The sequence below is a fragment of the Ruegeria sp. E5 genome (assembly GCF_056534105.1).
The window spans coordinates 461,478-487,335 of sequence record NZ_JBQFPA010000001.1; the positions used below are offsets into that span (position 1 = coordinate 461,478).

Annotated in this window: 27 protein-coding genes, 1 tRNA gene and 1 pseudogene; 12 read left to right on the top strand and 17 right to left on the bottom strand. The window is 55.6% G+C overall.

The features are described 5' to 3' along the window. Positions 1-73 precede the first annotated feature (73 nt). The 3 genes from ligA to ACR0BI_RS02365 all read left to right on the top strand — a co-directional run bounded on the left by ligA (position 74) and on the right by ACR0BI_RS02365 (position 4,646). Complete coding sequence (gene ligA / locus ACR0BI_RS02355) at positions 74-2,326, top strand: NAD-dependent DNA ligase LigA (RefSeq protein WP_480561520.1); 2,253 nt, start codon at positions 74-76, stop codon at positions 2,324-2,326. Then, a complete protein-coding gene (recG, locus tag ACR0BI_RS02360) occupies positions 2,323-4,413 on the top strand; it encodes an ATP-dependent DNA helicase RecG (RefSeq protein WP_480561518.1) in 2,091 nt (696 codons plus the stop codon). Before ligA ends, recG begins: the two co-directional genes overlap by 4 nt. A gap of 110 nt (positions 4,414-4,523) precedes the next feature. Further along, positions 4,524-4,646 carry a hypothetical protein gene (locus ACR0BI_RS02365; protein WP_255612104.1) on the top strand — a complete coding sequence of 41 codons (123 nt, stop codon included), beginning with the start codon at positions 4,524-4,526 and terminating at the stop codon, positions 4,644-4,646. Positions 4,647-4,831: 185 nt separating this feature from the next. On the opposite strand, the gene ACR0BI_RS02370 is transcribed toward ACR0BI_RS02365, so the two are convergent. After that, positions 4,832-5,470 (bottom strand): MarC family protein, encoded by a 639-nt coding sequence (locus tag ACR0BI_RS02370; protein ID WP_170393121.1) that lies wholly within the window; start codon positions 5,468-5,470, stop codon positions 4,832-4,834. Positions 5,471-5,526: 56 nt separating this feature from the next. Continuing rightward, entirely contained in the window at positions 5,527-5,979 is a 453-nt protein-coding gene (locus tag ACR0BI_RS02375; RefSeq protein ID WP_170393120.1) for an iron-sulfur cluster assembly scaffold protein, read from the bottom strand. A 48-nt stretch (positions 5,980-6,027) separates the two neighbouring features. Here ACR0BI_RS02375 and hisI point away from each other — a divergent pair, with 48 nt between their 5' ends. Continuing rightward, a complete protein-coding gene (gene hisI / locus ACR0BI_RS02380) occupies positions 6,028-6,417 on the top strand; it encodes a phosphoribosyl-AMP cyclohydrolase (protein ID WP_170393119.1) in 390 nt (129 codons plus the stop codon). Positions 6,418-6,440: 23 nt separating this feature from the next. Here the strand turns inward: hisI and gluQRS are convergent, their stop codons facing one another. The 4 genes and pseudogenes from gluQRS to ACR0BI_RS02400 form a co-directional block, all read right to left on the bottom strand. Beyond that, a complete protein-coding gene (gene gluQRS, locus ACR0BI_RS02385) occupies positions 6,441-7,286 on the bottom strand; it encodes a tRNA glutamyl-Q(34) synthetase GluQRS (RefSeq protein ID WP_170393118.1) in 846 nt (281 codons plus the stop codon). Next, positions 7,283-7,897, bottom strand: a complete 615-nt coding sequence (locus tag ACR0BI_RS02390) for a class I SAM-dependent methyltransferase (RefSeq protein WP_170595665.1) — start codon at positions 7,895-7,897, stop codon at positions 7,283-7,285. Before ACR0BI_RS02390 ends, gluQRS begins: the two co-directional genes overlap by 4 nt. Positions 7,898-7,935: 38 nt before the next feature. Next, positions 7,936-9,276, bottom strand: a complete 1,341-nt coding sequence (trmFO, locus tag ACR0BI_RS02395) for a methylenetetrahydrofolate--tRNA-(uracil(54)-C(5))-methyltransferase (FADH(2)-oxidizing) TrmFO (protein ID WP_480561516.1) — start codon at positions 9,274-9,276, stop codon at positions 7,936-7,938. 251 nt (positions 9,277-9,527) lie between these two features. Further along, positions 9,528-10,322 (bottom strand): annotated as a pseudogene (locus tag ACR0BI_RS02400) (enoyl-CoA hydratase); the annotation flags it as partial. A 49-nt stretch (positions 10,323-10,371) separates the two neighbouring features. Between ACR0BI_RS02400 and ACR0BI_RS02405 the strand changes: the two are divergent. Beyond that, on the top strand, positions 10,372-10,815 hold the full coding sequence (locus tag ACR0BI_RS02405; protein ID WP_480453676.1) for a PaaI family thioesterase: 444 nt from the start codon (positions 10,372-10,374) through the stop codon (positions 10,813-10,815). Positions 10,816-10,874: 59 nt separating this feature from the next. On the opposite strand, the gene ACR0BI_RS02410 is transcribed toward ACR0BI_RS02405, so the two are convergent. Beyond that, complete coding sequence (locus ACR0BI_RS02410) at positions 10,875-11,102, bottom strand: YjiS-like domain-containing protein (protein WP_170393113.1); 228 nt, start codon at positions 11,100-11,102, stop codon at positions 10,875-10,877. 99 nt (positions 11,103-11,201) lie between these two features. Between ACR0BI_RS02410 and ACR0BI_RS02415 the strand changes: the two genes are divergently transcribed. After that, positions 11,202-12,605: an aminotransferase-like domain-containing protein gene (locus ACR0BI_RS02415; protein WP_170595657.1), complete on the top strand. Its 1,404-nt coding sequence runs from the start codon at positions 11,202-11,204 to the stop codon at positions 12,603-12,605. A gap of 3 nt (positions 12,606-12,608) precedes the next feature. Here ACR0BI_RS02415 and ACR0BI_RS02420 read toward each other — a convergent pair whose 3' ends face one another. After that, entirely contained in the window at positions 12,609-12,974 is a 366-nt protein-coding gene (locus ACR0BI_RS02420; protein WP_170595655.1) for a nuclear transport factor 2 family protein, read from the bottom strand. A gap of 239 nt (positions 12,975-13,213) precedes the next feature. Between ACR0BI_RS02420 and rplM the strand changes: the two genes are divergently transcribed. Both rplM and rpsI read left to right on the top strand, forming a co-directional pair. Continuing rightward, positions 13,214-13,672 (top strand): 50S ribosomal protein L13, encoded by a 459-nt coding sequence (gene rplM, locus ACR0BI_RS02425; protein WP_039536983.1) that lies wholly within the window; start codon positions 13,214-13,216, stop codon positions 13,670-13,672. A 6-nt stretch (positions 13,673-13,678) separates the two neighbouring features. Next, positions 13,679-14,164, top strand: coding sequence for a 30S ribosomal protein S9 (rpsI, locus tag ACR0BI_RS02430; RefSeq protein WP_010440030.1), 486 nt, complete (start codon positions 13,679-13,681; stop codon positions 14,162-14,164). 60 nt (positions 14,165-14,224) lie between these two features. Here the strand turns inward: rpsI and ACR0BI_RS02435 are convergent, their stop codons facing one another. The 9 genes from ACR0BI_RS02435 to ACR0BI_RS02475 all read right to left on the bottom strand — a co-directional run bounded on the left by ACR0BI_RS02435 (position 14,225) and on the right by ACR0BI_RS02475 (position 22,944). Beyond that, the gene (locus ACR0BI_RS02435) at positions 14,225-15,385 is read right to left on the bottom strand and encodes an ABC transporter substrate-binding protein (protein WP_170393109.1); all 1,161 of its coding nucleotides are present in this window, start codon (positions 15,383-15,385) and stop codon (positions 14,225-14,227) included. A 30-nt stretch (positions 15,386-15,415) separates the two neighbouring features. Beyond that, positions 15,416-17,302, bottom strand: coding sequence for an AMP-dependent synthetase/ligase (locus ACR0BI_RS02440; RefSeq protein WP_223118060.1), 1,887 nt, complete (start codon positions 17,300-17,302; stop codon positions 15,416-15,418). A 5-nt stretch (positions 17,303-17,307) separates the two neighbouring features. Further along, positions 17,308-18,081, bottom strand: a complete 774-nt coding sequence (locus ACR0BI_RS02445) for an ABC transporter ATP-binding protein (protein WP_170405694.1) — start codon at positions 18,079-18,081, stop codon at positions 17,308-17,310. Further along, the gene (locus ACR0BI_RS02450) at positions 18,078-18,842 is read right to left on the bottom strand and encodes an ABC transporter ATP-binding protein (protein ID WP_170421563.1); all 765 of its coding nucleotides are present in this window, start codon (positions 18,840-18,842) and stop codon (positions 18,078-18,080) included. The genes ACR0BI_RS02445 and ACR0BI_RS02450 overlap by 4 nt, the downstream gene beginning before the upstream one ends. Then, positions 18,839-19,936, bottom strand: coding sequence for a branched-chain amino acid ABC transporter permease (locus ACR0BI_RS02455; RefSeq protein WP_480561514.1), 1,098 nt, complete (start codon positions 19,934-19,936; stop codon positions 18,839-18,841). The genes ACR0BI_RS02450 and ACR0BI_RS02455 overlap by 4 nt, the downstream gene beginning before the upstream one ends. Positions 19,937-19,940: 4 nt before the next feature. Then, complete coding sequence (locus ACR0BI_RS02460; RefSeq protein WP_480561513.1) at positions 19,941-20,816, bottom strand: branched-chain amino acid ABC transporter permease; 876 nt, start codon at positions 20,814-20,816, stop codon at positions 19,941-19,943. A 42-nt stretch (positions 20,817-20,858) separates the two neighbouring features. After that, a complete protein-coding gene (locus ACR0BI_RS02465) occupies positions 20,859-21,887 on the bottom strand; it encodes a zinc-binding dehydrogenase (RefSeq protein ID WP_480561511.1) in 1,029 nt (342 codons plus the stop codon). A 210-nt stretch (positions 21,888-22,097) separates the two neighbouring features. Then, positions 22,098-22,652, bottom strand: a complete 555-nt coding sequence (locus ACR0BI_RS02470) for a hypothetical protein (protein WP_170421572.1) — start codon at positions 22,650-22,652, stop codon at positions 22,098-22,100. A 202-nt stretch (positions 22,653-22,854) separates the two neighbouring features. Beyond that, positions 22,855-22,944, bottom strand: a tRNA-Ser gene (locus tag ACR0BI_RS02475). Between the two features lie 123 nt (positions 22,945-23,067). Between ACR0BI_RS02475 and ACR0BI_RS02480 the strand changes: the two genes are divergently transcribed. The 4 genes from ACR0BI_RS02480 (at position 23,068) to rpmA (ending at position 25,825) form a co-directional block, all read left to right on the top strand. Beyond that, positions 23,068-23,910 (top strand): DUF2059 domain-containing protein, encoded by an 843-nt coding sequence (locus tag ACR0BI_RS02480; protein WP_480561510.1) that lies wholly within the window; start codon positions 23,068-23,070, stop codon positions 23,908-23,910. After that, positions 23,910-24,716: a DUF2059 domain-containing protein gene (locus tag ACR0BI_RS02485; protein WP_170608870.1), complete on the top strand. Its 807-nt coding sequence runs from the start codon at positions 23,910-23,912 to the stop codon at positions 24,714-24,716. The genes ACR0BI_RS02480 and ACR0BI_RS02485 overlap by 1 nt, the downstream gene beginning before the upstream one ends. A 210-nt stretch (positions 24,717-24,926) precedes the next feature. After that, entirely contained in the window at positions 24,927-25,544 is a 618-nt protein-coding gene (locus ACR0BI_RS02490; protein ID WP_170421606.1) for a 50S ribosomal protein L21, read from the top strand. 11 nt (positions 25,545-25,555) lie between these two features. After that, positions 25,556-25,825 carry a 50S ribosomal protein L27 gene (rpmA, locus tag ACR0BI_RS02495; RefSeq protein WP_010440093.1) on the top strand — a complete coding sequence of 90 codons (270 nt, stop codon included), beginning with the start codon at positions 25,556-25,558 and terminating at the stop codon, positions 25,823-25,825. Positions 25,826-25,858: the final 33 nt, after the last annotated feature.

Genomic DNA, 25,858 nt, shown 5'->3' on the forward strand with positions numbered 1-25,858 from the left:
TCAGCACAACACTGGACCTGACCATGGCCTCGTCCTATCACTGGTTTTCAAGACGACGTGACAGGGCGGGGCCATGAGCGATACCACAGAAATCGCAGATCTGACAGAAGATGAAGCACGGGAAGAATTGGCCCGGCTCGCCAAGGAATTGCTGCGGGCAAACCAGCTTTATCACACTGAAGATGCTCCAGAAATTTCGGATGCCGACTATGATGCTCTCAAGCGTCGCAATGCCGAGATCGAGGCGCGATTCCCCGAACTGAAACGCTCCGACAGCCCTACTGAACAAGTGGGCGCACGCGTTTCAGATGGGTTTGCAAAAGTGACCCACGCCGTGCGTATGATGTCACTGGGCAATGCGTTTGATGACACGGATGTTGCCGATTTTGACCGCTCGATCCGCAAATATCTGGGACTGGGAGATGAGGCACCGCTCGCCTATACAGCTGAGCCCAAAATCGACGGCCTGTCATTATCCCTACGGTATGAGCAGGGTGAACTGATGCAGGCTGCAACACGTGGTGATGGTGAGACCGGTGAAAACGTTACCGCAAATGCGCGTACGCTTTCCGATATTCCACACCGAATTGAGGGTGCACCAGACGTTCTTGAGGTTCGCGGCGAGGTATACATGTCTCACCATGATTTCGAGGCTTTGAACGCACGTCAGGTCGAAACAGGTGGAAAGACCTTTGCAAATCCGCGCAACGCTGCGGCTGGTTCCCTCCGTCAACTGGATTCCGAAATAACACGATCTCGCCCGCTGAATTTCTTTGCCTACGCCTGGGGTGAACTGTCTGCACCGCTAGCTGAGACTCAGATGGGCGCAATTGATCGCCTCAAAACCTTGGGGTTCCAGGTAAATGCGCTGACAAGGCGTTGCTCAACGACTAATGAGATGTTGGAACATTACCGTCAGATTGAAGCTCAGCGCGCGACCTTGGGCTATGACATTGATGGGGTCGTATACAAGGTCGATGATCTGAGTCTGCAGGCCCGGCTGGGTTTCCGATCTACCACGCCCCGCTGGGCGATTGCGCACAAGTTTCCTGCCGAACTGGCTTGGACGCGGCTTGAAGCCATCGACATTCAGGTGGGCCGTACCGGCGCGCTTAGCCCGGTAGCGCGGCTGCATCCGGTAACCGTTGGCGGGGTAGTTGTTTCGAACGCGACCCTACACAATGAAGATTATATTGCAGGGCGGGACGCCAAAGGCGGAGTCATTCGTGAGGGCAAGGATATTCGCGTTGGAGATTGGGTTCAGGTCTATCGGGCCGGGGATGTGATCCCGAAAATCTCGGATGTTGATCTGTCGAAACGACCCGATGATGCGCGGCCCTTTGCTTTCCCGACGAAATGCCCGGAATGTGACAGCGACGCGATCCGGGAAGAGGGGGATGCGGTCCGCCGCTGCACAGGGGGGCTGATATGTCCCGCGCAGGCGGTTGAAAAACTCAAACATTTCGTATCGCGCAAGGCGTTCGATATCGAAGGGCTTGGCGCAAAACAAATCGAGATGTTTTATGGCGATCCTCTTCTGCCAATAAACACACCCGCTGATATATTTACATTGAAAGATCGCGACACCGAAAACCTGGCCCGGTTGAAGAACCGCGACGGCTGGGGCGAGACATCGGCAAGCAACCTGTTTGCAGCGATCGATGACAAGCGAACCATACCGTTTGCCCGTCTGTTGTTCGCTCTGGGGATTCGTCATGTGGGCGAAGTTGGTGCACGAGATTTGGCGTTGTTTTATCGGGAATGGGATGTAATGGCGGCCTCCATTGATACGGCCCGGCCTGCCGCGCTTGCGCAGCGTGCAGCCGATGAAGCGGAAGACGCCGAGAGGATCGCGGCTACTGCAGAAGCGAGGCGTGCGAAAGTTAAAGAAGTTCGGGACGCGGCTTTCGCGCGAATGGATGTTTCGACAGATGCCGCCAGCGCCTGGGCAGATCTGATTGGTATCGACGGAATCGGCGCCACGCTCGGGTTGTCACTATCTGATGCGTTTGCCAATTCGGAGGAACGCCAAGCATTTGATGATCTGCGTAAACATCTGACGGTTGTTCCACCAGAGGCTCCTGCGTCGGACAGTCCGGTCGCAGGAAAAACCGTCGTGTTTACGGGAACGCTTGAAAAGATGACACGCGCCGAGGCCAAGGCCCGCGCCGAAGCGCTGGGGGCCAAGGTATCCGGCTCGGTCAGTCAGAAAACTGATTTGCTCGTGGCGGGCCCGGGCGCAGGGTCCAAGGCGAAAAAAGCGGCTGATCTGGGCATCGAAACCTTGGATGAAGATAGCTGGCTTCAACTGATTGGCGATCTATGAGCGGCAGGCCTGAACAGCTCTTTCCGCTGTTTGCGGGTCTTGAAACACTAGATGGTGTGGGGCCGAAGACCGCGCAGCTTCTGGGCCAATTAGGGATCGATTCACCGCGCGATGTATTGTTTTCGCTACCTTATGCGGTGATTGACCGGCGGCGACGCGATACGATAAAGGGCGCCGACCTTCCGACGACTTTGACTGTTGAGGTGACGATCGGCGCGCATCGACCACCGCGGAACAAAGGGGGCGCATATCGCATTCATGTTGAAGACAGTCAGGCGGATTTCCAACTGGTGTTTTTTCATGCCCGAGGGGACTATCTGAAGAAGCTGTTGCCGGAGGGCGCACGCCGGGTGGTATCGGGAAAGCTTGAGCTGTTCGATGGCATGGCTCAGATGGTACACCCCGATCATATGGTCGCGCCTGAAAACGCAGGCGAATTGCCCGAGTTTGAACCGGTTTATCATCTGACGCAGGGTGTGACGCAAAAAACTGCCTATAAAGCTGCTCAAAGTGCGTTGGCGCGAGTACCTGCATTGGCCGAATGGGCCGACCCCGCTCAGGTGGCACAACAGAATTGGCCAGATTGGACAACAGCAATTCACGCTGCGCATCACCCGCAGGGGGCGGACGACGTAGCACCTTTTGCGCCTGCGCGGGAACGTCTGGCTTACGATGAGCTGCTCGCACATCAATTGACGCTGGCCCTGGCACGACAGCGTGAGCGTAAAGCGCGGGGGATCGTCAGTCTCGGCACCGGTGCTTTGCAATCCAAGGTGCTGGCAAGCCTTCCATATCGACCAACCGGAGCGCAGACATGCGCGATCGAGGAAATCTCGGCAGATATGACCGCTGAGACGCGGATGAACCGGTTGCTTCAGGGCGATGTGGGGGCAGGAAAGACTCTGGTAGCATTTGTTTCGCTGCTTATAGCCGTCGAAGCTGGCGGGCAGGGGGTGATGATGGCCCCTACCGAAATCCTTGCCCGGCAGCATCTTGAAGGGCTGCGACCATTGGCAGAAGAAGCCGGAGTTGTGCTGGAAATCCTGACCGGGCGCGACAAGGGGGCTGAGCGTCGAGCGAAGCTGGCTGCGCTGAAGCAGGGAGATATTCAGATATTGGTCGGTACCCACGCGGTGTTTCAGGACGATGTTGAATTCAAAGCCCTAAGGCTGGCCATCGTTGATGAGCAGCACCGTTTTGGCGTCCGCCAACGCATGGAGCTGTCCGAAAAGGGCCAACGCGCTGATGTGCTGGTGATGACCGCTACGCCCATCCCGCGCAGTTTGGCGCTTGCGCAGTACGGCGATATGGACGTTTCGGTGCTGGATGAAAAGCCGCCGGGTCGTAAACCGATCAAGACCGCAGTCGTCAGCACGCAACGCATGGATGAAGTTGTGGCCCATCTGCGCGGTGCGATTGATGCAGGCAAACAATGCTATTGGGTGTGCCCATTAGTCGATGAATCCGAGGTCTCGGACCTGACTGCGGCTGAGGAGCGTTTCAAACGGTTGCGCGCGATCTTGGGGGACGATGTGGTGGGTCTGGTACACGGCCAAATGCCGCCCGCCGATAAAGACGCGGCAATGGCGGCGTTTCAGAGTGGTAAGACCAAAGTCCTTGTCGCTACTACGGTGATCGAGGTTGGGGTGAACGTGCCGAACGCCACGATCATGGTGATTGAGCGGGCAGAGATTTTTGGTCTGGCGCAGTTGCATCAGCTTAGGGGCCGAGTTGGACGTGGTGAAGATGCCTCAACCTGTTTGTTGATTTATCAGCCACCGCTTAGCGAGGGTGGTCGCAAACGGCTGGAGGTACTCCGAGAAACTGAAGACGGCTTCCGCATTGCCGAGACCGATCTGCAGATGCGCGGTGCGGGTGACTTGATCGGAACCGCACAATCTGGCCTGCCAAAGTTCCGGATAGCTGATCTTGAAAGGCAAGCTGGGCTGATGGCGGTGGCGCAATCAGATGCGCGCGCTTTGCTGTCCGCAGACCCCAAATTGACCTCGGATCGGGGGCAGGCTGCGCGTGTTCTTCTGTGGCTTATGAAGCAGGATCAGGCGATCCGTTTGATATCAGTGGGTTAGACCGAAAATCCCACTAAGTTCACAAATGTTCTCAAAAAGTTCTTTACCGACTCGTTAAAATATGAGAACAAAAGGTCAACAAAGGATTAAACCTGACCGGAGGTGAGACCATGCTGAGCCAGATCAAAACTGCTTTTACCCGTTCACAATCCACGATTTTGCAGGATGCAGCGGGCGCGGTTTCACTGGTTGTGATGCTGGTGGTTGCCCTTCACCTGCCAACCGGGTTCTAAGCCTTTCTGCCTGCGATCTCGTGCCGATCACACCGCGCTTGTCTCCCCGTCATAGTCAAGGGTGACCTGCCTGTCCCATTTCCCTTGAAGGGGCCTGCCTCGGCCCCGTGCGGTGATCCGGACCCTACATGAGAAACGCATGACTTGCCGCCGCCCTTTCCGCCCGGAAGGTGCGGCGGTTCTTTTTACAGCTGTCCGGTTTTGATGATTTCGATCGTGGCGGATAGAACTGAATTTACGGCGACGGATGCAAGGATCATCCCCATCACGCGGCTGATGATCGCAGCGCCGGAATGCCCGATCAACCGGATGATCGGCTCGGCCAGCAGCATCAGCACAAACGCTATGGCAATAACGACCAACATAACCAGTGCAGTAATGCTCTGATCGGCGACGCTGTATCGGTTGTTGTCCGTTAGAACCACTATCGCCAGCATCGCGCCCGGTGACGCAAGCGAAGGGACGGCCAAAGGGAAAATGGCCGGATTGGTCTTGTGCATTTTGTCGTCCAAGTCTTCTTCGGCCTGGCGCTGCTCGATCACCTGTTTGCTTTCGCCAAAGATCATGGTCAGAGCGAAGAGAAACAGAATAATTCCGCCTGCAACCTGAAACGAGTTAAGGCCGATATCCAAAGCCTCGATCACAAGTTGCCCAAAGATCAGAAAGAACAGCAGAATGCCTGCGCTGACCAACGCGGCCAGTAAAGCAGTTTTACGACGCGCACCCGTCGCGATCCCAGCAGTGACAGCGATAAAGACGGGGATGGTGCCGATCGGGTCGATCACGACCCAGAGCGTCACAAAATGTTCCAGCAAATTGTTCACGTTAGCCCCCCCCAATCATTGGGGGCACCCTATACGGCTTTGTATGGAAAAGCCAATCAGGCGCAGTTGGCTTGTTCGGCCTGCTCCATCGCCTCGGCGGTCGCGTCAAGCGCCAGCAGGATTGACGCGTGGCGGTTCTTGTAGTCCCGCGCGGGCATCAGAACTTCGAGCCCCTCAAAGGGCGCCTCGGGGGCAGGGCCGTCTTTCTTCAGCATTGCGGAAAGCTGATCACGTGCGGTTTCGACCTGCGACCGCGTCGCCCCGATCACGGCGCTGCCTACGACCGAAGCCGAGGCCTGACCCAACGCACAGGCCTTGACGTCTTGCCCAAAGTCCACGATCCGCCCATCTTCAAGCTTGACGTCAACAGTCACGGTCGATCCACACAAAGGGGCTCGTTTCTTTACCGTCGCATCGGGATTATCCAAGCGATCCAGATGCGGAATATCCGCAGCTAGCGCCAAGATGCGTCCGGAATAGAGCTTGATCAGATCGGTTTCGCCGCTCATGGCTTTCCCTCGTTGTCCATTCCCCATACATAATGGCGGGATTCTGGGATGCAAAAGGTTTTTGCGATGGCTGACGCAGTCTTGTTCGATCCGTCGACACTGAAATTCAACGAGGCGGGTTTGATCCCCGCGATCGCACAGGACGAAGCGACGGGTGAGGTTCTGATGATGGCCTGGATGAATGCCCAATCCATCGAGCAAACGTTGGAAACCGGACGGGTTACGTATTGGTCGCGGTCACGACAGGCGTTCTGGATCAAGGGCGAAAGCTCGGGCCACTTTCAGGCCCTGGTGGATTTTCGCGTCGATTGCGACAGGGATTGCCTGCTGATTGTGGTGAACCAAACGGGGCCAGCCTGTCACACCAATCGGCGAAGTTGTTTCTACACGGCCGTCCGCGATGGGACCGAAGTCGAGCTCATGAAGCCGATGGAATAGTGGGGCCTCTGATGGTGGTCAGGTCAAATGCCCACCATCTCTCTGATTTCAGCAGGAGATGCTCCTTGTTCGCGATAAAGCGAGATGGCGCGTGCGTCGTCACGTTTCGCGAGGCGTTTGCCGTTGTTGTCCCGGATCAGACGGTGATGATGATAAACAGGTGTCGGCAACCCAAGCAGCCCTTGTAAAAGGACATGTATCTGCGTGGCATCGAACAAATCCTCGCCCCGGACCACATGGGAGATGTTCTGATCCGCATCATCAACCACGACGGACAGGTGATACGAACTGCCCATATTGCGCCGAACGAGAATGATATCGCCAACCGCGTTCATGAGGTTGTGCGCATCAAGCTCATGCGTTCCCAAATACTTCGCACCAGTTTCACAAAATCCACGAAGTTCGGATGCCTTGATTGCCTTGTGCATGTTCAGGCGCAGAACATCACCAGCTGAAGCATCCGACAAAGGGCGGTCGCGGCACGTGCCTGGATAGATGCGCCCGTCAGGTCCGAACTGGGGTACACCTTCCTGCGGAGCACCGGCCGCAGATTCGATATCGGCACGATTGCAGCTGCAAGGGTAGACCAGGCCCGTGTTTTTGAGAATCTCCAATGCCTCTCTGTATCGCGGCAGCCTGTCCGACTGGCGCATCACCGGGTGCGGCCAGTGCAGTCCAAGCCAGTGCAGGTCGTCGTAGATCTGGGTTTCCCAACGAGACCTGGATCGCGATTGATCAATATCTTCGATCCGCAAAAGAAATGATCCACCCGCAGCCCGTGCCTGATCAAACGCAAGAAGCGCGGAATAGGCATGCCCTAGATGCAGCGGACCTGTTGGAGATGGTGCGAAACGCGTTGTGAATGTCACGTTTTTTCAACAACATAAACGTCAGATTTCATGTCCATACCCGGTAGGTGCGGACCGTATTCGCGGAATAACAGCCTTGCGTGACCCATATCCAGCCAGTCGTTCAGCCGCCCGGTGTAAGTGCGGTCAGCCAAAGTGTGATCGTTGAAGGAAAACGCCAGATATCCGCCACGTGGCAGCGCGTTCATAAGTAGATCAAAGGTTTCAGGCGGCGCGGCACCAACACCGATGACGCCAATGCATGTTATGGCTGAGTAAGCTTCGGCCTCAATGGGGTTGGGATCAGTAACTTCGAAGTTTATCAAGTTGCGATAAACCCCCTTGGCAGCGGCACCTTCCAGCATCTTTGGTGTTGGATCCATCCCATCGATGACACGAAAACCCGCCTTGCGAAGTGCTAAACCCGACAACCCGGTACCGCATCCGTAGTCCAGCACCGGCACATCAGCATCTGAGACAAAGGATTTCAATGCTGCCGCAACACGGTCCGGTGTGACATATCCGTGCTCACCGACTTCATCATCGTATGAGGCCGCCCATTTTTGGTAGTGATCGTGCGTTTCCTGGGCAGAATTCAGATTGTATGTGTCTTTCAGAAACTTATCGCTCATACCTTACATGTTAGGCGCAGGCTGGGGGCGACGTCCAGTCAACACTGCTTTAACCAATCGCTCCAGACTTCTTTTGCGCGATCGGTATAGGCCTTGTAGCGGTCCTTACGGCCTCGGCGCCCCCCCTTCAGGCCGTCGACCGGGCGAAACAGACCGAAATTCACGTTCATCGGCTGGAAGGTCTTGGCTTCGGCGCCGCCCGTGATGTGGTGGATCAATGCGCCCATCGCACTGTCTTGCGGTACGTCGGGAAGGGATCGGCCTAGTATTTCGGCAGCGGCCAAACGGCCTGCCAAAAGGCCCATCGCTGCGCTTTCCACATAGCCTTCCACCCCCGTGATTTGCCCCGCAAAACGAATATTTGGCCTAGACTTGAGCCGCATCTGCGCGTCCAGCAAAGTCGGAGAGTTGATGAAAGTATTGCGGTGAATGCCACCCAATCGCGCAAAGCTGACATTTTCCAGACCCGGTATCATACGAAATACCTCGGTTTGCGCACCGTATTTCATCTTGGTTTGGAAACCGACGATGTTGAACAACGTGCCCAAGGCATTGTCGCGCCGCAATTGGACGACGGCATAAGGTTTTACGTCCGGTTGATGCGGATTTGTCAGGCCAACAGGTTTCATCGGGCCATGGCGTAAAGTTTCACGACCGCGCTCGGCCATAACCTCGATCGGCAGACAGCCGTCGAAATAACCAGCGGTCTCTCCCTCGTGGAATTCGGTCTTATCTGCAGCCAGCAGCGCATCAATGAAGGCTTCGTGCTGATCACGATCCATCGGACAGTTGAGGTAGGCGGTACGCTCTTCCTCAGTCTCGCCCTTATCGTAGCGTGACTGCATCCAGGCTTTGCTCATATCAATGCTGTCTGCATAGACGATGGGGGCGATCGCGTCGAAAAAGGCCAGCGCCTCGGCACCAGTTTCTGCGCGAATGGCTTCCCCCAATGCGGGCGAGGTCAACGGCCCGGTTGCAAAGATCCACTTTCCGTCTTGGGGTAGACTGGTTACTTCTTCCGCTGAGACCGAGACCCGTGGATGGGCCTTCAGCTTGGCAGTTACGGCTTCGGCAAAAGGATCACGGTCAACCGCAAGCGCGCCACCCGCAGGCAGGCGATGGCTATCTGCGGTCGTCATGATCAACCCGTTTGCCGCGCGCATTTCCCAATGCAGCAAGCCGACTGCGTTCTGTTCATCATCATCCGATCGGAATGAGTTCGAACACACCATCTCGGCCAGATTGCCGGTCTGGTGTGCAAACGTGCCCACATTAGGACGCATTTCGTGGATCACAACATCCACGCCCATTTCCGCTGCCTGCCAGGCGGCCTCGGACCCGGCCATGCCGCCGCCCACGATATGCAATGTCTCTGTCATGTGCTGCCAAATAGGGCAGAGCAGCGCCATGCGCAATGCGCAGTAATCGCTTTAGTTCTGAGGGGAATTCTTGGGGTCGCCGCTGCGGGAATGTCAACGCCGGTGAGAGAAACCAGCTTGGAGGGACCTTCCGCCCACGGCGACCCAAAAGTATGGTCAGGCCTTGGCCTTGACCCAGCTTTGCCACAGTGTCGCCCTTTTGAAAAGTGAAAAAATGCGAACAGTCGGCAAAAATGTATTAAATAATTGCGTTACTGGTGCCAATCAGGCGGGCGCTTTTCGATAAAGGCACTAATTCCTTCCTCAGTATTCCGGTCCATCATATTCTGTGCCATTACCTCGGCGGTATAATCGTATGCCTGATCAGTTCGCATTGTAATCTGTTGATAAAAAGCGGTTTTACCGATTTTCACCGCACTGCTGAGCTTGCCTGCCAACTTCTCGGCCAACGCATTGGTTTCATCTTCCAACAAGTTCTCGGGAACCGCTCGATTGATCAGACCCAGCTCAGCCGCGCGTTCGGCGGTGATAAAATCACCGGTCGTGAGCATTTCAAACGCCTGTTTCCGCGGTATATTCCGGCTGAGAGCCACCATCGGAGTGGAGCAGAACAAGCCGATATTGACACCATTTACGCCGAACCGTGTACCCTCGGCCGCGATTGCCAGGTCACAGGTTGCTACAAGCTGACACCCTGCGGCAGTGGCGATCCCGTGCGCTTGGGCGATCACGGGTTGGGGCAGGGATTGAATGGACATCATCATCTTGGCACATCGGTCGAACAGATCCTGAAAATAGGAAAGCCCACCATCGGGTGCCTGCCGCCCTTGGGTCATCTGTTTCAGATCGTGCCCCGCGCAAAACGCTTTCCCCGCACCGGAAAGAACAACAACACGAATCGACTTGTCTTCGCGCAGCGCATCGAACTCTGCCTTCAGGGCCGCCAGCATTTCATCGCTGAGGGCGTTCAACCGCTCAGGCGCGTTCATTCGAAGCCGTGCAATCGCACCTGTGTCGTGACGTTCCAGAATTGCCATCTTGCCCTCCCGCTGGCGTTCAGGCCAACTCTAGGCGGGCAGAGCGACGAGGGGAAGCATGTCATTAGCACTGAATAAACAAGAATTGACGGAATACCTGGCGCAGGTGTTTCCACAGGTTCATAACGACTTTGTTGTCGAGGGTCTGACAGAAGCCAACATCACCATGCGCCTGAGGGTCGAAGACCGTCACCTGCGCCCCGGAGGCACAGTATCTGGTCCATCCATGTTCGGGCTGGCCGATGTCAGTGTATATGCAATGGTTTTGGCGCGGAAAGGTCGGCAATCTCTGGCTGTCACGACCAACAGTTCTCTGGATTTCTTGCACAAGCCCGAAGGCGGGGCGGACCTGATTGCTGAGTGTAGGTTGTTGAAATTAGGTCGAACACTGGCTGTCGGGGATGTGCTGATTTACTCGGAAGGCTCTGACAAGCCCGTCGCGCGGGCCAGCATGACCTATTCGCTTCCTCCAGAAGGCTCAGCCGCTGCTGCCTTTGGGTAAAAAAGGCCGGGGATAAACCCCGGCCAGGAAGAGGTCCCTTAGATGGGACTGGGGATAATCTATTTCATCCAGAAATAGCGGCTGACTTCTGCATCTGCCCGATGGCGGGTCAGCCCGACATCGCGGAGCAGCCTGTCATCCAGCTTACCTAAGTTTACCCGGCTGCGGCGGCGTTGTTCCCATTGTGTGACCGACGCCGCAAACCGCACGGCCAGCGCGGCGATCAGCGGCAGCCGGGGGCTGTCGTTCAGCAGCAAGAGGGCGGGGTTGTGCATTGCGCGTGTCATCTTGGGTATCCTTTCAAATTGTATTGACACAAAGTAAAAATGTTCGGTACATTACTTTGATACATTCAGCATTGTGTCGAAATCAAAGGAAGAATTGTAATGGATACAATTTGGCCAGAGGCGTTACCGAAATCCAAAGGTCCAAAATATACTCTGGTCGCTGACACGATCCGAAAAGCGATAGAAAACAAAACACTGGAGGTTGGAAAGAAACTACCTCCGGTGCGGGAACTGGCGTATCGATTAAAGATTACACCAGGCACAGTCGCGCGCGCCTATACGATCCTGACCGATGAAGGTTTGCTACAAGCCGAGGTCGGGCGTGGTACATTTGTAGCCCCGCCGAGATCGCCCATTCTGGACGATGTCTGGTCGCGGCAGTTACATCTGAGGGACGACAAATATGAATCCAACGTCAGTCTGTTCAGCCCACGCTTGCCAGATGTGGGGCAGGTGACATTAATCCGCGAATGCCTTGAAAAGGTTGCAAAAGGCGATCCGCGGATGTTTATGAACTATCCGACCCGAGATGCCTACCTACCCGTGCGCCAGGTTGTGGCCGACTGGTTGTCAGATCTTCCTCTGGGCTCATTGAATGCAGATGACATTGTACTGACACATGGTGGGCAAAGTGGCATTTGCGTTGTGTTCCAGACCGTTCTGAAAGATCCGAAACCCATCGTGTTGGTTGAGGACTTGTCTTATGCCGGGTTCAGACGGGCAGGTGAGTTGATGCGCGCCGAGGTTGTCGGGGTAAAAATGGACAAATGGGGCATAAGCCCCGATGCGCTGGACCACATCCTCAGGCAGACGAAGGCGCAGGCGATCTGCGTCTCACCCGAAGTGCAGAACCCAACGGGCGGGCATTCACCGTTGGAACGGCGCAAAGAAGTTGTCGAGATTGCGCGAAAGCATGAATTACAGATCATTGAAGACGATTGCTATCGCATGGGCGAGGCCCGCGCGCCCAGCTATCGTGCTTTGGCACCCGAACGGGGCTGGCATGTTTCGTCAATTTCGAAAACTCTCACACCAGCATTACGGGTAGGTTTCGCCATCGCACCGAAAGAGCAGAGCGTCGATCTGCGGCGTTCTGCAGAATACGGGTATTTCGGGCTCGCCCAGCCTTTGGCTGAGTTGACGCGGTTGCTGTTGGGACATCCAGAGGCGAGGCAACTTGCAAAAAACGTCCGTACCAAGATGGGCGAATATGTACGTGTGGCGGTAAACGCCCTGGGTGGCTTCGATCTAAACTGGGATTCGGAGATTCCCTTCGTCTGGCTTCATCTGCCTTCCGGTTGGCGGTCCGCTGCGTTCAGCCGTGCGGCCGAGCGGGAAGGTATTCAGCTGCGATCGGCCGATGAATTCGCGCTGCGGGATGGTCGCGCGCCAAATGCCGTTCGTATAGCGGTGAATGGGCATGTCTCGCTTGAGAAGTTCGAAGATGCCATGCTGCGTCTGCGCGCGCTGCTCGATAACCCACCCGAACAAATAAGCGTGTAGCCGCTATTGCACTGGGGCAGGGTCACCGAAAAAGCCCGACAAATGAGAAATCTTACCATCGGCATCGAGACGAATGAAATCATGTCCGGCCACCATAATGGAACCATCGGGAGCAACCATATGCCAGGTGAAGTGGACCACATCATGGTGTGAATTCGGCTCACTGGTCAGCTCAACGCGGCCCTTTGTATCACTCAGAACTGCTCCGATATGGGCATTGAGTTGATCTCTGCCGGAAACTTCTGCAGTTGGATCGACGTAACGACCAGTTTGTGCAAAACACTGCTCAAGAAGGCTCAGTCGCCTTTCGGGATCGGTCGACTGCCATGCCGCACCATAGGCAGCGATAACCTGTTCCAATTCTTGCATAGCCACCTCCGACATTGGATGATCTTGGTTGAGTCTAGCTTAACTAAGCTACGCAAAATTGGATATGCCGAAGAAATTTTGGGGTAAAATAATACCTATTTTATAAGTTATTGTTATTGATAGATATATTATACTTTGCCTGTATTGACCTGCATAACTAGTAGGTCTAAACCCCCTCCATCGAATTCGGGCCGCTCCGCCAAGGGGCGGTCTTTCACATCAAACAGGACTATCCTGCCATGAAAACCTTTTCTGCAACACCTGCAGACATCGACAAGAAATGGATCCTGATCGACGCCGAGGGCGTTGTTCTGGGCCGTCTTGCCTCGATCGTCGCCATGCGCCTGCGTGGCAAGCACAAAGCGTCGTTCACACCCAACATGGACATGGGCGACAATGTCATCGTGATCAACGCTGACAAAATCCAGATGACCGGCAAGAAGCGCGAAGAGAACTTCTACTGGCACACTGGCCACCCGGGCGGCATCAAGTCGCGCACCAAGCAGCAGATCCTCGAGGGTGCACACCCCGAGCGCGTCGTGACCCAAGCGGTCAAGCGCATGCTGCCGGGCAACCGTCTGGCGCGTCAGCAGATGACCAACCTGCGCGTTTACGCAGGTGCCGAGCATCCTCATGAGGCGCAAGCGCCCGAAGTTCTGGACGTTAAGTCCATGAACAAGAAAAACACCCGGAGCTAATGACCGATGGCTGATCAGATCAATACTCTCGAAGAGCTGAGCGCCGTCGCAGGCGTTGAAACCGTGGCCGAAGAAGTCATCGTACGTGAACCCGTACGTGACGAGCTGGGTCGTTCCTACGCCACCGGCAAGCGTAAAGACGCTGTTGCCCGCGTTTGGATCAAGCCGGGTTCCGGCAAGGTCACCGTGAACGGAAAGGATCAGGACAAGTATTTTGCGCGTCCCGTTCTGCAGCTGATCCTGCGCCAGCCGTTCCAGGTTGCTGGTGTGGAAGGTGAGTTCGACGTTGTTGCAACCGTCAAAGGTGGTGGCCTGACCGGTCAGGCCGGTGCGGTCAAGCACGGCATCTCGAAAGCGCTGCAACTGTACGATCCCAACCTGCGTGGCGCTCTGAAAGCCGCAGGCTTCCTGACCCGCGACAGCCGCGTTGTGGAACGTAAGAAATACGGTAAGCGCAAAGCGCGTCGTTCGTTCCAGTTCTCGAAGCGTTAATCGCTACGGATACCGAATTGGAAAGGGCTCGCAACTGCGAGCCCTTTTTCCTTGGTCGGTTTATTCTTCGTAAACCAGTTTCCACGCACCATTTTCGACGACGCTGACAAACACAGAGTCAGCACCCTGATGGTCATCGGGCCCATATGTGATCTGGTTGCCGACCAACTCATCCATGTAATCCAGAGATTCCATCGCGGCAATGAAGCTATCATGCGTCAGATCAGGACCTGCAGCTTCAAGTGCTTTGACCATCATCTCGGCCGCTGAATAGCCCAGCATTGAAAATCCGACCGGGTCTTCGCCCGTAGCCTCTTTGTATTCAGCAATAAATGCTGCCGGGGCGGGCTCTTCGGCGCGCGCCCAGAGATCCAGCCATGAGGCCGCCGCATAGAAACCGTCGGTCACACCACCGGGCACCTGCGCCACCACGGTTAGGAAGCTGGCAGAGGTGCCGAGGAACTTCATGTCGGTCAGGCCCATTTTCTTGGCCGTTCCAACAACAGTGATTGCCTGACGCACGCCGAGCGCCATCGTGACGATGTCACAACCTTCTTCTTTAAGCTTGCTCAAGGACCCCACGAAATCCGTCTCGTCCGGTTTATGGGTGGTCTCAGCGCCGAAAGTGATGCCAGCCTCTTCGGCTCCCGCTTTGCTGCCTTCCAGAATTTCCTCACCGAAATCGGTGGGCAGATACATGGTGCAAACGGTTTGCGATCCGAACTCACCGTTCAGATACTTCACCCCGATCCGAGCTTGATCGTAATAGGTCGAGAATGAGGTGAACTTGTTCTTCATCGGCTCTTGCAGCATTTGCCGCGCGGCGGTCAAGGGGGCGACATTAGGAATACCTTTCGGGTCCAGCAGCTTGAACCCAGCAACATTCATCGGCGTACCCAGCGACTGCAACATCGCGAAAACCTTGTCACGGTTCAGCAGCTTGTTATAGCCCTGCATCGCGCGTGGCATCTGATAGCCGTTATCCTCGACGACAAAGCGGATCTTGCGGCCATGCACGCCACCCTCGGCGTTGACGCGATCAAAGACCACATTTGCGCCTTTGGTGGCCGGAACGCCCACGGCAGCGAAGATGCCGCTGAGGTCGTTGACTGAGCCAATGACGATCTCGTCATCTGTCACGCCTTGTGTTTGCGCCCAGCTGATCGTGGCGGATGCAGTCAATGCCGTCGCTGCGGCAAGGCCCTTAAATAAGTGTTTCATACTTCTCCTCCCTGTTGGGTCGCCCCTTAACTAATTGTACATATCTTCAATGAGATGTGCGTGTTTCTTTTCCACCAGACCACGTTTGAGTTTCATCGTCGCCGTCAGCTCCTCATCTTCGGCAGTGAGCAACACGTCGATCAGCCGGAAATCCTTGATCTGTTCGACCCGCGCAAAGTCCTTATTAACCGCTGCGATTTCCTCGCCGATCAGCTCCGTCACTTCGGAAGCAGCACAAAGGGAAGAAAAGTTCGAAAAGGGGATCTTGCGCTCTTGTGCGAATTTCTCGACATTTTCCTGATCGATCATGATTAGCGCCGTCAGATACTTGCGCCGATCCCCGATGATCACCGCGTCCGAGATATACTGGCTGAACTTCAACCCGCTCTCGATCTCTGCGGGCGTGACGTTCTTACCGCCCGCAGTGATGATGATGTCCTTGAGGCGCCCTGTGATGGTGACAAAACCTTCCTCGTCGATATGCCCCATATCCCCAGTGCGCAGCCAACCGTCGCAGGTGAAGCTTTCAGCTGTTTTGGCATTGTTGCGCCAGTAGCCCTGAAAGACGTTCAGGCCTTTGACCTGAATTTCTCCGTCTTCCGCGATGCGCAGGTCGTTGCCAGGAACAGGTTTTCCAATGGTGCCGATCTTGTTGGCCTCAAGCGTGTTCAGCGCTGCTATGCCGGCGGTTTCAGTCATACCGAAGCCCTCGACAATGGGCACACCAATTGCCCAATACCACCTGAGCAAATCGGGAGAGATCGGCGCTGCACCAGAGCCGCCTCGGCGGAGACGATCTAAGCCCAGCATCCGGCGCAGGTTACGCAGAACAAGCCGATCCCAAAGCCAGAACTGCATAGCGATCGGTGCTGGAACAGGTTTGCCTGCAAGGATAAATTCGGCCCGCGCCATTCCAGACTTGAGCGCCTGTGCAAAGGCGAAGCGCCCTGTGGGCGTTGCTTCTTTCGCCATGAACATGACCTGCGAGTAGATCTTCTCCCACACGCGCGGGACGGCAGTGAAGGTGGCGGGAGAGACCTCTTGCAGGTTGGAGAACACTGTCTCGGGGCTTTCAGCGAAATTCACAGTAGTCTTCATCGCAAGCGGGTAGTAGATCGACACGTCGCGTTCGAGGATATGACAGAGCGGCAGAAAACATAGCTGTTCGTCGGCTGATTGGGAGGGCAGGGAATGTGCCCCTGCCTCGATCGCGGCCATGATGTTCTCATGGCTCAGCATGGCGCCTTTGGGATTACCGGTGGTACCTGAAGTATATATGAGCAGGGCGGTGTCTTGTGACGTGGTTTCAGCGATTTCTGCTTCGAATGCGCCGGGTTCATCGACCTGAGCCTGCTGCCCCAGAGCGTACAAGTCCTCGATCATCATGCAACGCGGATGATCCAGGTCGTGCAGGCCTTCATCCTCAAGGATAATGACCTTGAGCAGATCGGGCAGATCCGCCTCGACTTCGAGGAACTTGTCCAACTGCTCTTCATCTTCAACGATCAGAAACCGGCTGCCACTGTCATTGATCAGATATTTTAACTGGCTGGCCGAATCTGTGGTGTAGACGCCCGAAGCAATCCCTCCGACACACTGGATGCCCATGTCGAACCACGCCCATTCCTTGCGGTCTTCGGACAGGATCGAGACAACCTCGCCACGTTGCAGACCCAGCTTGCGCAGGGCCAGCCCGATCCATTTGGCGTGTTGCCAGTAGTCGGCCCATGAGTAGGATTTCCAGATGCCGAAGTCCTTCTCGCGATGCGCCGTACGCTGTTCCAGTTCGGCACAGCGTTTCTGGAATAGCTCGCATATCGTGACACAGCCATCAACTCGCAGGGGTCTCTGACCTGGCGTAGCGTTGAACTGCACACCGTTGATTCTGGTCTGAGGGGGCAGGGGGCTTGCGTCCATCCAGCTCACCTCCATGTCTTCTTGCGTTTCCAGCGGCGGTTTTCTCGCGCGCCTTCTTCCTGAACGCCCAGATAGAAATTCTGAATGTCCTCGGATTGCAGCAAGGTTTCAGCCGCACCATCCATAACGATCCGTCCGATCTCCATTACATAGCCATGATGGGCGAGTTCCAGTGCCGCATTGGCGTTCTGCTCGACCAGCATCATTGTCATGCTCTGTTCGTCATTCAGGCGTTTGAGAATGCCAAAAATCTCTTGCACCAGCAGCGGCGATAGGCCCAGCGAGGGCTCATCCAGCAGCATGATACGCGGGTTAGCCATCAGGCCGCGCCCAATCGCCAGCATCTGCTGTTGCCCGCCGGACAGAGTGCCAGCCTCTTGATTGCGGCGGTCTTTCAACACAGGAAAGTAGGAAAACACCAGATCGCGGTCATGATCGATCTGTCCTTTATCCGACAGGGTATAAGCCCCAAGATTCAGATTCTCGTCGACGGTCAAAAGTGGAAAGACCTCGCGTCCCTCGGGCACATGGACGATGCCTTTTTGCACGACCTTGTGAGGTTCCGATCCCTGTATCTGCTGACCGTCAAATGTGATTGAACCTTTTTCGGGATCCATCACGCCTGAGATTGTTTTCATCAGCGTTGTCTTGCCCGCGCCATTTGCGCCCAGGATTGAAACGACCTGCCCTCGATGCACGTCCAATGACACACCACGAATGGCCATGATCGGGCCATAAAAGCTTTCAACATTGCGAATGCTAAGGATCGGTTGGTTCATGAAGCTTTGCCCAAATAGGCCTCTACCACAGCAGGATGAGATTGAACTTCGGCTGGGGTTCCAAGGGCAAGCTTCGCTCCGTCGGCCATGGCAAGAACCCGGTCGGACACGCCCGAGACCAGACCCATATCGTGCTCTACCATAAGCACGGTAATGCCCATCTGACGCCGGATGTCATCGATCCACCAACGCATATCTGTGGTCTCTTCCACCGATAGGCCCGAGGCGGGTTCGTCCAACAGCAGGAGTTTTGGATCGGTGGCCAACGCTCGAGCGACTTCGACCACCTTACGCACGCCATAGGGTAAGCCCGAGATCATCTTGTCACGAAAGGCCTGGAGGTCGAGGAAGTCGATGATCTCTTCAACCTTTTCTCGGTTCTCGATCTCCTGCCTGCGAGCTGAGGGCGAGAACAGAATTTCCGAGATCAGATTGGTTTTGCGGTGCCGGTGGCGCCCGACCAGGAGGTTCTGCAAAACGGTCGCATGTTCGAACAGTTCAATGTTCTGGAATGTCCGCGCGACGCCATAGGCCGCGACACCCGAGGGCTTGATACGCAGCAGATCATGCCCGTCAAAGTGGATCGCCCCTGCATAAGGATCATAGAAGCGCGAAATCAGGTTGAAGACCGTTGATTTGCCGGCGCCGTTGGGACCGACGATGGCGAACACCTCACCTTCTTGCACGTTGAAGGACAGATCATCCACAGCAGTCAGACCGCCGAATTTCAGGGTAACGTTTTCAAACTCCAGCAAGCTCATCTCAGACGCTCCGTCTTGAGATAGGACTTTTGTCGTTTGAACATGTCCTTGCGGTAGAAGGGGAACAGTTCGAACCACGTCCGGATTTTTAGCCATCGACCATACAGACCCATCGGTTCGAACAGGATGAAGGCGATCAGGATCATGCCAAAGATGCCGAATTCGAGCCCCGGAATGGCGACCGTATTGCCACCAAACAGGGCTGCTGCGTATTCCTTTGAAATCGACAAAAACTGCGGCAGGAAACCGATCACGATTGCGCCCAAAAACGCGCCATGGATCGAACCCAGACCTCCGATAACGATCATCATCAGCAATTGGATGGAAATTACGACGCTGAATGTCTCGTTATTGAACGCCCCAGAGAACATACCCATCAATGCGCCTGCTAGTCCGGTGACGGCGCAGGAGAGGGCGAAAGAGATCGTCTTGGTGCGCGCGATATCCACACCCATCGCCTGCGCTGAGATCTCAGAGTCTCGTACGGCGATGAAGCTGCGGCCCAAGGGCGCGCGCAATAGGTTGATATAGCCCAGTGTCACGACAACGGCGACGGCCAGCACCAGCCAGAAGAACGGGGCCGGGGTCGCCCAACGATCGACCAGATGTCCGAAGATTTCGACACCACCCAGATATTTACCCGCGACACCTCCGGTGACGGGTTCGGCCAGAACGATGATGTCGTCCATGAGCACAGACAGAGCCAGGGTGAAGATCGCAAGATAGATGCCATGCAGGCGCAGGGCAGGGATGGCGACGGTTGCTCCGACGATGCCGGTTAACAGGCCCGCCAACGGGAACGCCAGCAGAAAGGGCACCCCAGCCTCAATCAGGATGACATTGGCATAGCACCCAACGGCCAGAAAGGCGGCATGGCCAAGGCTGGCCTGCCCGGTATGGCCGGTTAGGATCATCAAGCCCAAACCCGCGATGGCCCAGATCAGAACATTGGTCAGTTCGCCAAGATAAAAGTCATCCAACCACCACGGCGCAGCGGTTACGACCGCCAACAGGATCAGATAGAGGCTGAGCTGATAGCCATCCTTCCAAGGGCGAATGTCCTGCATATAGTTTGTTTTGAAAACAATCCGCATGCGATCAGACCTTCTTGACCCGCACCTGGCTGAACAGCCCATGCGGTCGAAAGATCAGAACTGCCAGCAACAGCGCATAAGGCGCGATCTGACTGTACCCGGCTGCGATATAGCGGCTGGCAAAGGGCTCGATTACGCCGACGATTAGCCCGCCGGCCAAAGCGCCGGGCAGGCTGCCGAATCCGCCTATCACAGCTGCTGCAAATGCCTTGATTCCCAGAAGCCCAGTTGTGGGATCGACCGAGCCTTTGGCCGCGAACAAAATTCCGGCAATCCCAGCGACAACTCCGGCCAATGCCCAGATTAAGCCCTGAACCCGCTTGACCGGGATCCCCATGTAATAGGCCGCCAACTGGTTTTGAGACGCACCTTGCATGGCAAGCCCCAGCTTGGTCTTGCTGAAGAACACATAAAGACCCCAGGTCAGTAGGACGGTGACAACAATCACGGCCACGTCCTCCATCCCCAGCACAAGACCACCGAACCGGATTTCCTTACCAGCCAATGGGTTCTGCAGCGTTTGCGGCTCGTGCCCCCAGATCAGACCAGCTGCAAACCTGATCACAAAGCCCAAGGCGATGGTTAGGATCACCACGGCAGTCTGACTTTCGCCAAAGACGCGGCGGATGATCAGCCGATCGATCAGATACCCAAGTGTGCCCATAATCCCCAGTGAAATCGGTAGCGCCAGCCAGAAGGGCAGCCCCATATATTCCGTATTCGTAAGGCCAATGGTGACAAACGCACCCAGCATCATGAAATCGCCCTGCGCAAAATTCACTGCCTCGGTGGCTTTGTAAATCAGTACAAAGCCAAGGGCGATCAGGCCGTAGACACAACCATTCGCCAGCCCGCTAATCAGCAGCTGTGCGTTATCCAATCTCACCCTCCCTAAGCCGGTTAAGTCCGGCGCTTTGTTCTACTATGGAGTGATTATCACCTTCCCGTCACTCTTTTTCAGAGCATCCGCCAGATTTGGCAGCACTTCTCGTAGCGAAAGCCGTGCGGAAACATCTGTGCGCCAGCGCCCATCTGCAAATCGCGCCTGCACTTCGCTGACAACTCGCATTTGATCAGCCGGGGGTGTGTCCATCATCCAGCGGGTCAGCCAGAAGCCCTCGATCCGTTTGCTCATGAAGATCAACTGGCCCATCTGAGTCAACTTCGGCATTTCCGTACTGAGTTTCCCATAGCAAATCCACCGCGCGCCATTGGGCATCGCGCAGAACACCTGCTCTGACAGTTGGTCGGCAACCGCGTCGAGAAAAACACGAGGTTTCAGATCTGCACTGATCGTGGCAAACCGCGTCGGCGCATCCGTATCGCTGGTCACGACCACCTCTGCCGCACCCAGGCCTTTTAACATCTCGACCGTTTCGGCGCGCCGCACCAGAGCGATCGGTTTCAACCCAAGATCCCGTCCAAGGCTGCACATCAACTTACCAAGCTGGCTGGTGGCGGCAGAGACCACAAAAGCCTCGCCCTCAGCCCGTGCGATATCCACCATCGCCATAGCGGTTAGCGGGTTTACGATCTGCGCCGCCCCGTCTTCATCCGAGATTTCGGGGCGCAAGGGGATACACATTTGGGCCTGCGTCACAACATACTCGGCCCAGGCACCAGAGCCTGCTGCCACAAAGGCCACGCGCTGATCCAGCAGGGCGTCAGCGCCGGTACCGGTGGCAACAACATCTCCGCACCCCTCGAACCCTGCTGCGGCGCCTTTGACCCGCGGCTGACCATATTCCCCTTTGATAAAATGGATATCTGAAGGATTCACCGAGGCAGTGCGCACTTTGATCAACACTTGTCCCGCCTTTGGGACAGGTACAGGCAGTTCAGCCTCCGCTAACCAGTCCGAGGCATTCTCCAGCGTCGGTCCCGTGGCTGTGCCGGAATATCCGTCCTGCGTCTGAACAACGGCAAACATGGTGTCGGGCAGGGTGGTCATCGTTCGATCCTTCTTTGATGCGAGTTCAGCACGAGGCCTTCATCGTCACAATGTAACACACTGACAAAAGGTTTTATTTTTTCAAAACAATCTCAAGAAAGCAATCAAACACGGTGAGCTATGTCAATTGGGTAATGCCGTAAAGTGACGCAAATTAAGTCGCATCCCGACCGGGTGAACCAGCCCTCTTGGGGCTGGTTCTAGAATTGATCACTGCTGCGTCATCAGATTGCGCAGATCCTGTATCTTCGCGACAACCAGCTCAGGCGACGCTTTGATCTCGTCGAGGATCTTCATAACCTGTGTTTTGATGTCCTGAGACAAGGCGCTTTCCTGAACTGACGTGACGATTGCGTCATAGTCGAAATTCTGCGCGGTCAGCATGCCGTCCTGAACCCACGAGTTGAACAGTTCCTGTCCCTGACCGGCAAGCGCTGCGACCTGATCGCCAGCTGCTGAGGCTGCATCATTGGCCTGCTCGGTCAAAGATGTAGCAGCGTCGCTGGCCTGTTCCGATACCGAAGATGCAGCTTCCGAGGCCTGATCCGCAATCGAGGACGCAGCCTCGGATGCTTGTTCAGTCGCCGCCTCAACGGCATTAGCAGCGCCCTCTTGTATTGCCGAGGCTGCTTCACCAACCGCCTCTGAGGCATCTTCAGCCGCCGATTGCAACTGCTCGGCAGGGGTTGGTTCAGGTTTTGTGGCGAAATAGTAAGCGCCTCCGCCGATAACGGCGATGGCTACGATAAGTAAAAGACGCGACATTGGATGTCTCCTTCAAATGATGTGTCGCTCAGATGGGGTTAAGGTACGTTAAAGCAAAGGGGAAAACACGTGAGTTTGCAGCATATTGCGGGTTTGAGCCACACTGCGCTGATTGACACTGCAGGCAGTGGCAACATCATGCCATCCATTGCAGGAATCGCAACACAAGCAAAGAAACAGCCTTGAAGGATGAATTGATTTATGGCGGAGAGACAGGGATTCGAACCCTGGGTGGGCTTGCACCCACAACGGTTTTCGAGACCGCCCCGTTCGACCACTCCGGCACCTCTCCGCGGGGGTCTGTGAGGGGGGGATTTAGTGGTGAACGGGCAGGGGTGCAAGCAGAAAATACCGGATTTTGACGATAGTGGGATTTTCCATTGCCAGAGGTAAGAAAACACCTAGGCTGATATGTATGACTTACTTTATACGCCAGTTCACAATCAGCCTCATCCTTCCAATTTTCTCGCTAGGTGTCATGGCCCCGCCATCTCAGGCCGCCAGTCAGGATCAGATTGAGGCGTTTCTGACCACGACAGGGTTTGACGTTGCCTTGGAAAGCATAGCGCAGGCCTCTGCTTCGGCCCCGCAGATGCTGGGTATCGACCCTGACGGTTTCGGATCGGATTGGGCGCGTCTGACCGAAGAGGTGTTTGATACCGCTTTGATGCACGAAACGGCCGTCTCAATCCTTGAACAGACGCTTAGCGAAGAGGCGCTGGTCCACGCGGTCTCGTTTTACGCCTCGGAGTTGGGGCAAAGACTGGTCGTTGCTGAAAACGCCGCTCATATGGATGACGATGATGATGCCAAACAACTGGCCGGGCAAGAAATCGTCTCGAAGTTGATAAAAGAAGGCTCATCTCGTGTTGAAAGCCTGAAACGCATGAACCGTGCGGTGGACGCCAGCGGAACCTCGCTGCGCGCGCTGCAAGAGATCCAGGTGCGGTTTTTGCTGGCGGCAAGTGCGTCTGGCATTATCGACATGCAACTGAGCGGAGATGAACTGCGCGCGATGATCCAACGCAATGAAGGTGAGTTGCGTCGATCTCTGCAACTGTCAGCTTTGGCAGGGGCGGCTTACACCTACCAGGATTTCTCGGATGAGGATGTCGACGCCTATGTTGACGCTCTGGAACAGCCTCTGATGCAGGAGGTCTATGAGCTGTTGAATGCGATCCAATATGAAATCATGGCGATGCGGTTTGAAGTATTGGCCGCCCGCATGGCCGAATTGCGCCCGGCGCAGGATATCTGATGCGAGTTTTAGCTACGGCACTCTGTTTGACGATCTGGGCGCTGCCTCTGGCCGCAAGCGAGCGTGCTGAAAGACTGATGCAGGCGATGCATATTTTGGATTTTATGAAAATTCTTAGTGAAGAAGGCGTGGCGCAAGGGCATGCAATCAACGAGTCGATGCTGGGCAGCTCAGGAGGAGCCTATTTTTTGGCGCAAGTTGAGGATCTGTACGATCCGACTACGATGCACCAGCAACTTTCGCTGTCTGTTGGCGAGATGATGTCCGATGCGCAGCTAGAACAAGCTTCGATCTTTTTTGAAAGCGAACTGGGGCAAAGCATCGTTTCTCTGGAAAATTCGGCGCGCCGGGCCATTGCAGATGACGCGATCGAAGAGATGGCACGCAGCGCTTACGAACAGGCTGATCGCGAGGGCATGTTTTTTCGTCTTGTAGATGAATATGTGCAGGTCAACGACCTGATCGAGAAAAATGTGCAAGGCACCATCAGCGCCGATTATAGTTTTTACCAAGGACTTGCCTCTGGGCAAAGTGCCCTGTTCGACGATGCATCCGTGTTGCAGGAACTGCTATCTCAGCATGAGAACACCAGGGCAGAGACAACTGAATGGATGTACTCGTTCCTTTTATTGGCCTATCAGCCGTTGAACGAGTCTCAGATGCGAGAGAACATCGCCTTTTCCCGCACCGATGCGGGTCGGGCCTTGAATTCCGCTTTGTTCATGGGTTTTGATGAAATGCTAAACGGCATCTCTTACCAGCTTGGTCAAACCGTCGCGCAAGCCATGAAAGCGTCGGATCTCTGAGCCGCAGATTTTTGGTTGACTTTCTTCATGAATGCTTCGATAAGCGCGCATCCCGGCCGGCTTTCCGCGCCGGGTATCGTTATTCTTTGACCTGATGGCATGTGCCAAAGGTCATTCACACAGCCCGAAAAGGGCGCGCTGTTCGAGGTGGCGAAAGCCAGTAACACCCAATCGGGGACCACAGAACGCGGTTAGACAAAGGAAAGACGCATGTTTGCGGTCCTCAAGACTGGCGGCAAGCAGTACAAGGTTCAGGCGGGCGATGTGCTCCGTGTTGAAAAGCTGGCTGCCGACGCAGGTGAAAAAGTTCAATTCAACGATGTTCTGATGCTGGGCGGCGACGCACCGGTTGTTGGTGCACCTTTCGTTGAAGGGGCAGGCGTACAGGCCGAAGTGATCGAACAGATCAAAGGTGACAAGGTCATCAAGTTCGTCAAGCGCCGTCGTAAGCACAGCTCGAAGCGTACCGTTGGTCACCGTCAGAAACTGACTCTGGTCAAAATCACCGACATCCTGTCGTCGGGCGCTGACAAGTCGGGCATCAAAGCTGCAACCGGTTCGGCACCGGCTGGCGAAGCTGCTCCGGTAGCGAAAAAGCCTGCCAAGAAAGCTGAAGCCAAAGCAGAGGCACCCGCCGCAGCTGCTGCCGCTGACGATCTGACAGCTCTTAATGGTGTCGGCCCTGCCGCTGCCAAAAAGCTGGTTGAAGCCGGTATCGAAAGCTTTGCCGCTCTGGCCGCCTTGTCGGACGAGCAGATTGCTGCTATCGACACCATCAAAGTGAAACCCGAATGGGTTGAGCAAGCCAAAGAGCTGGCTCAGGGCTAAGGAGAGAGAGAATGGCACATAAGAAAGCTGGCGGTTCCTCCCGTAACGGTCGCGACTCAGCTGGTCGTCGCCTTGGCGTGAAACTGTATGGTGGCCAGGCCGCCATCGCAGGCAACATCATCGTGCGTCAGCGCGGCACCAAGTTCTGGCCGGGCGAAGGCGTAGGCATGGGCAAAGACCATACCATCTTTGCAACTGTCGATGGCGCCGTGAAGTTCCATAAGGGACTTAAAAACCGCACCTTTATTTCGGTCCTGCCAGTGGCGGAGGCCGCAGAGTAAGCCGAAACCCAGAAGGTTTAAGAAAAATTCATG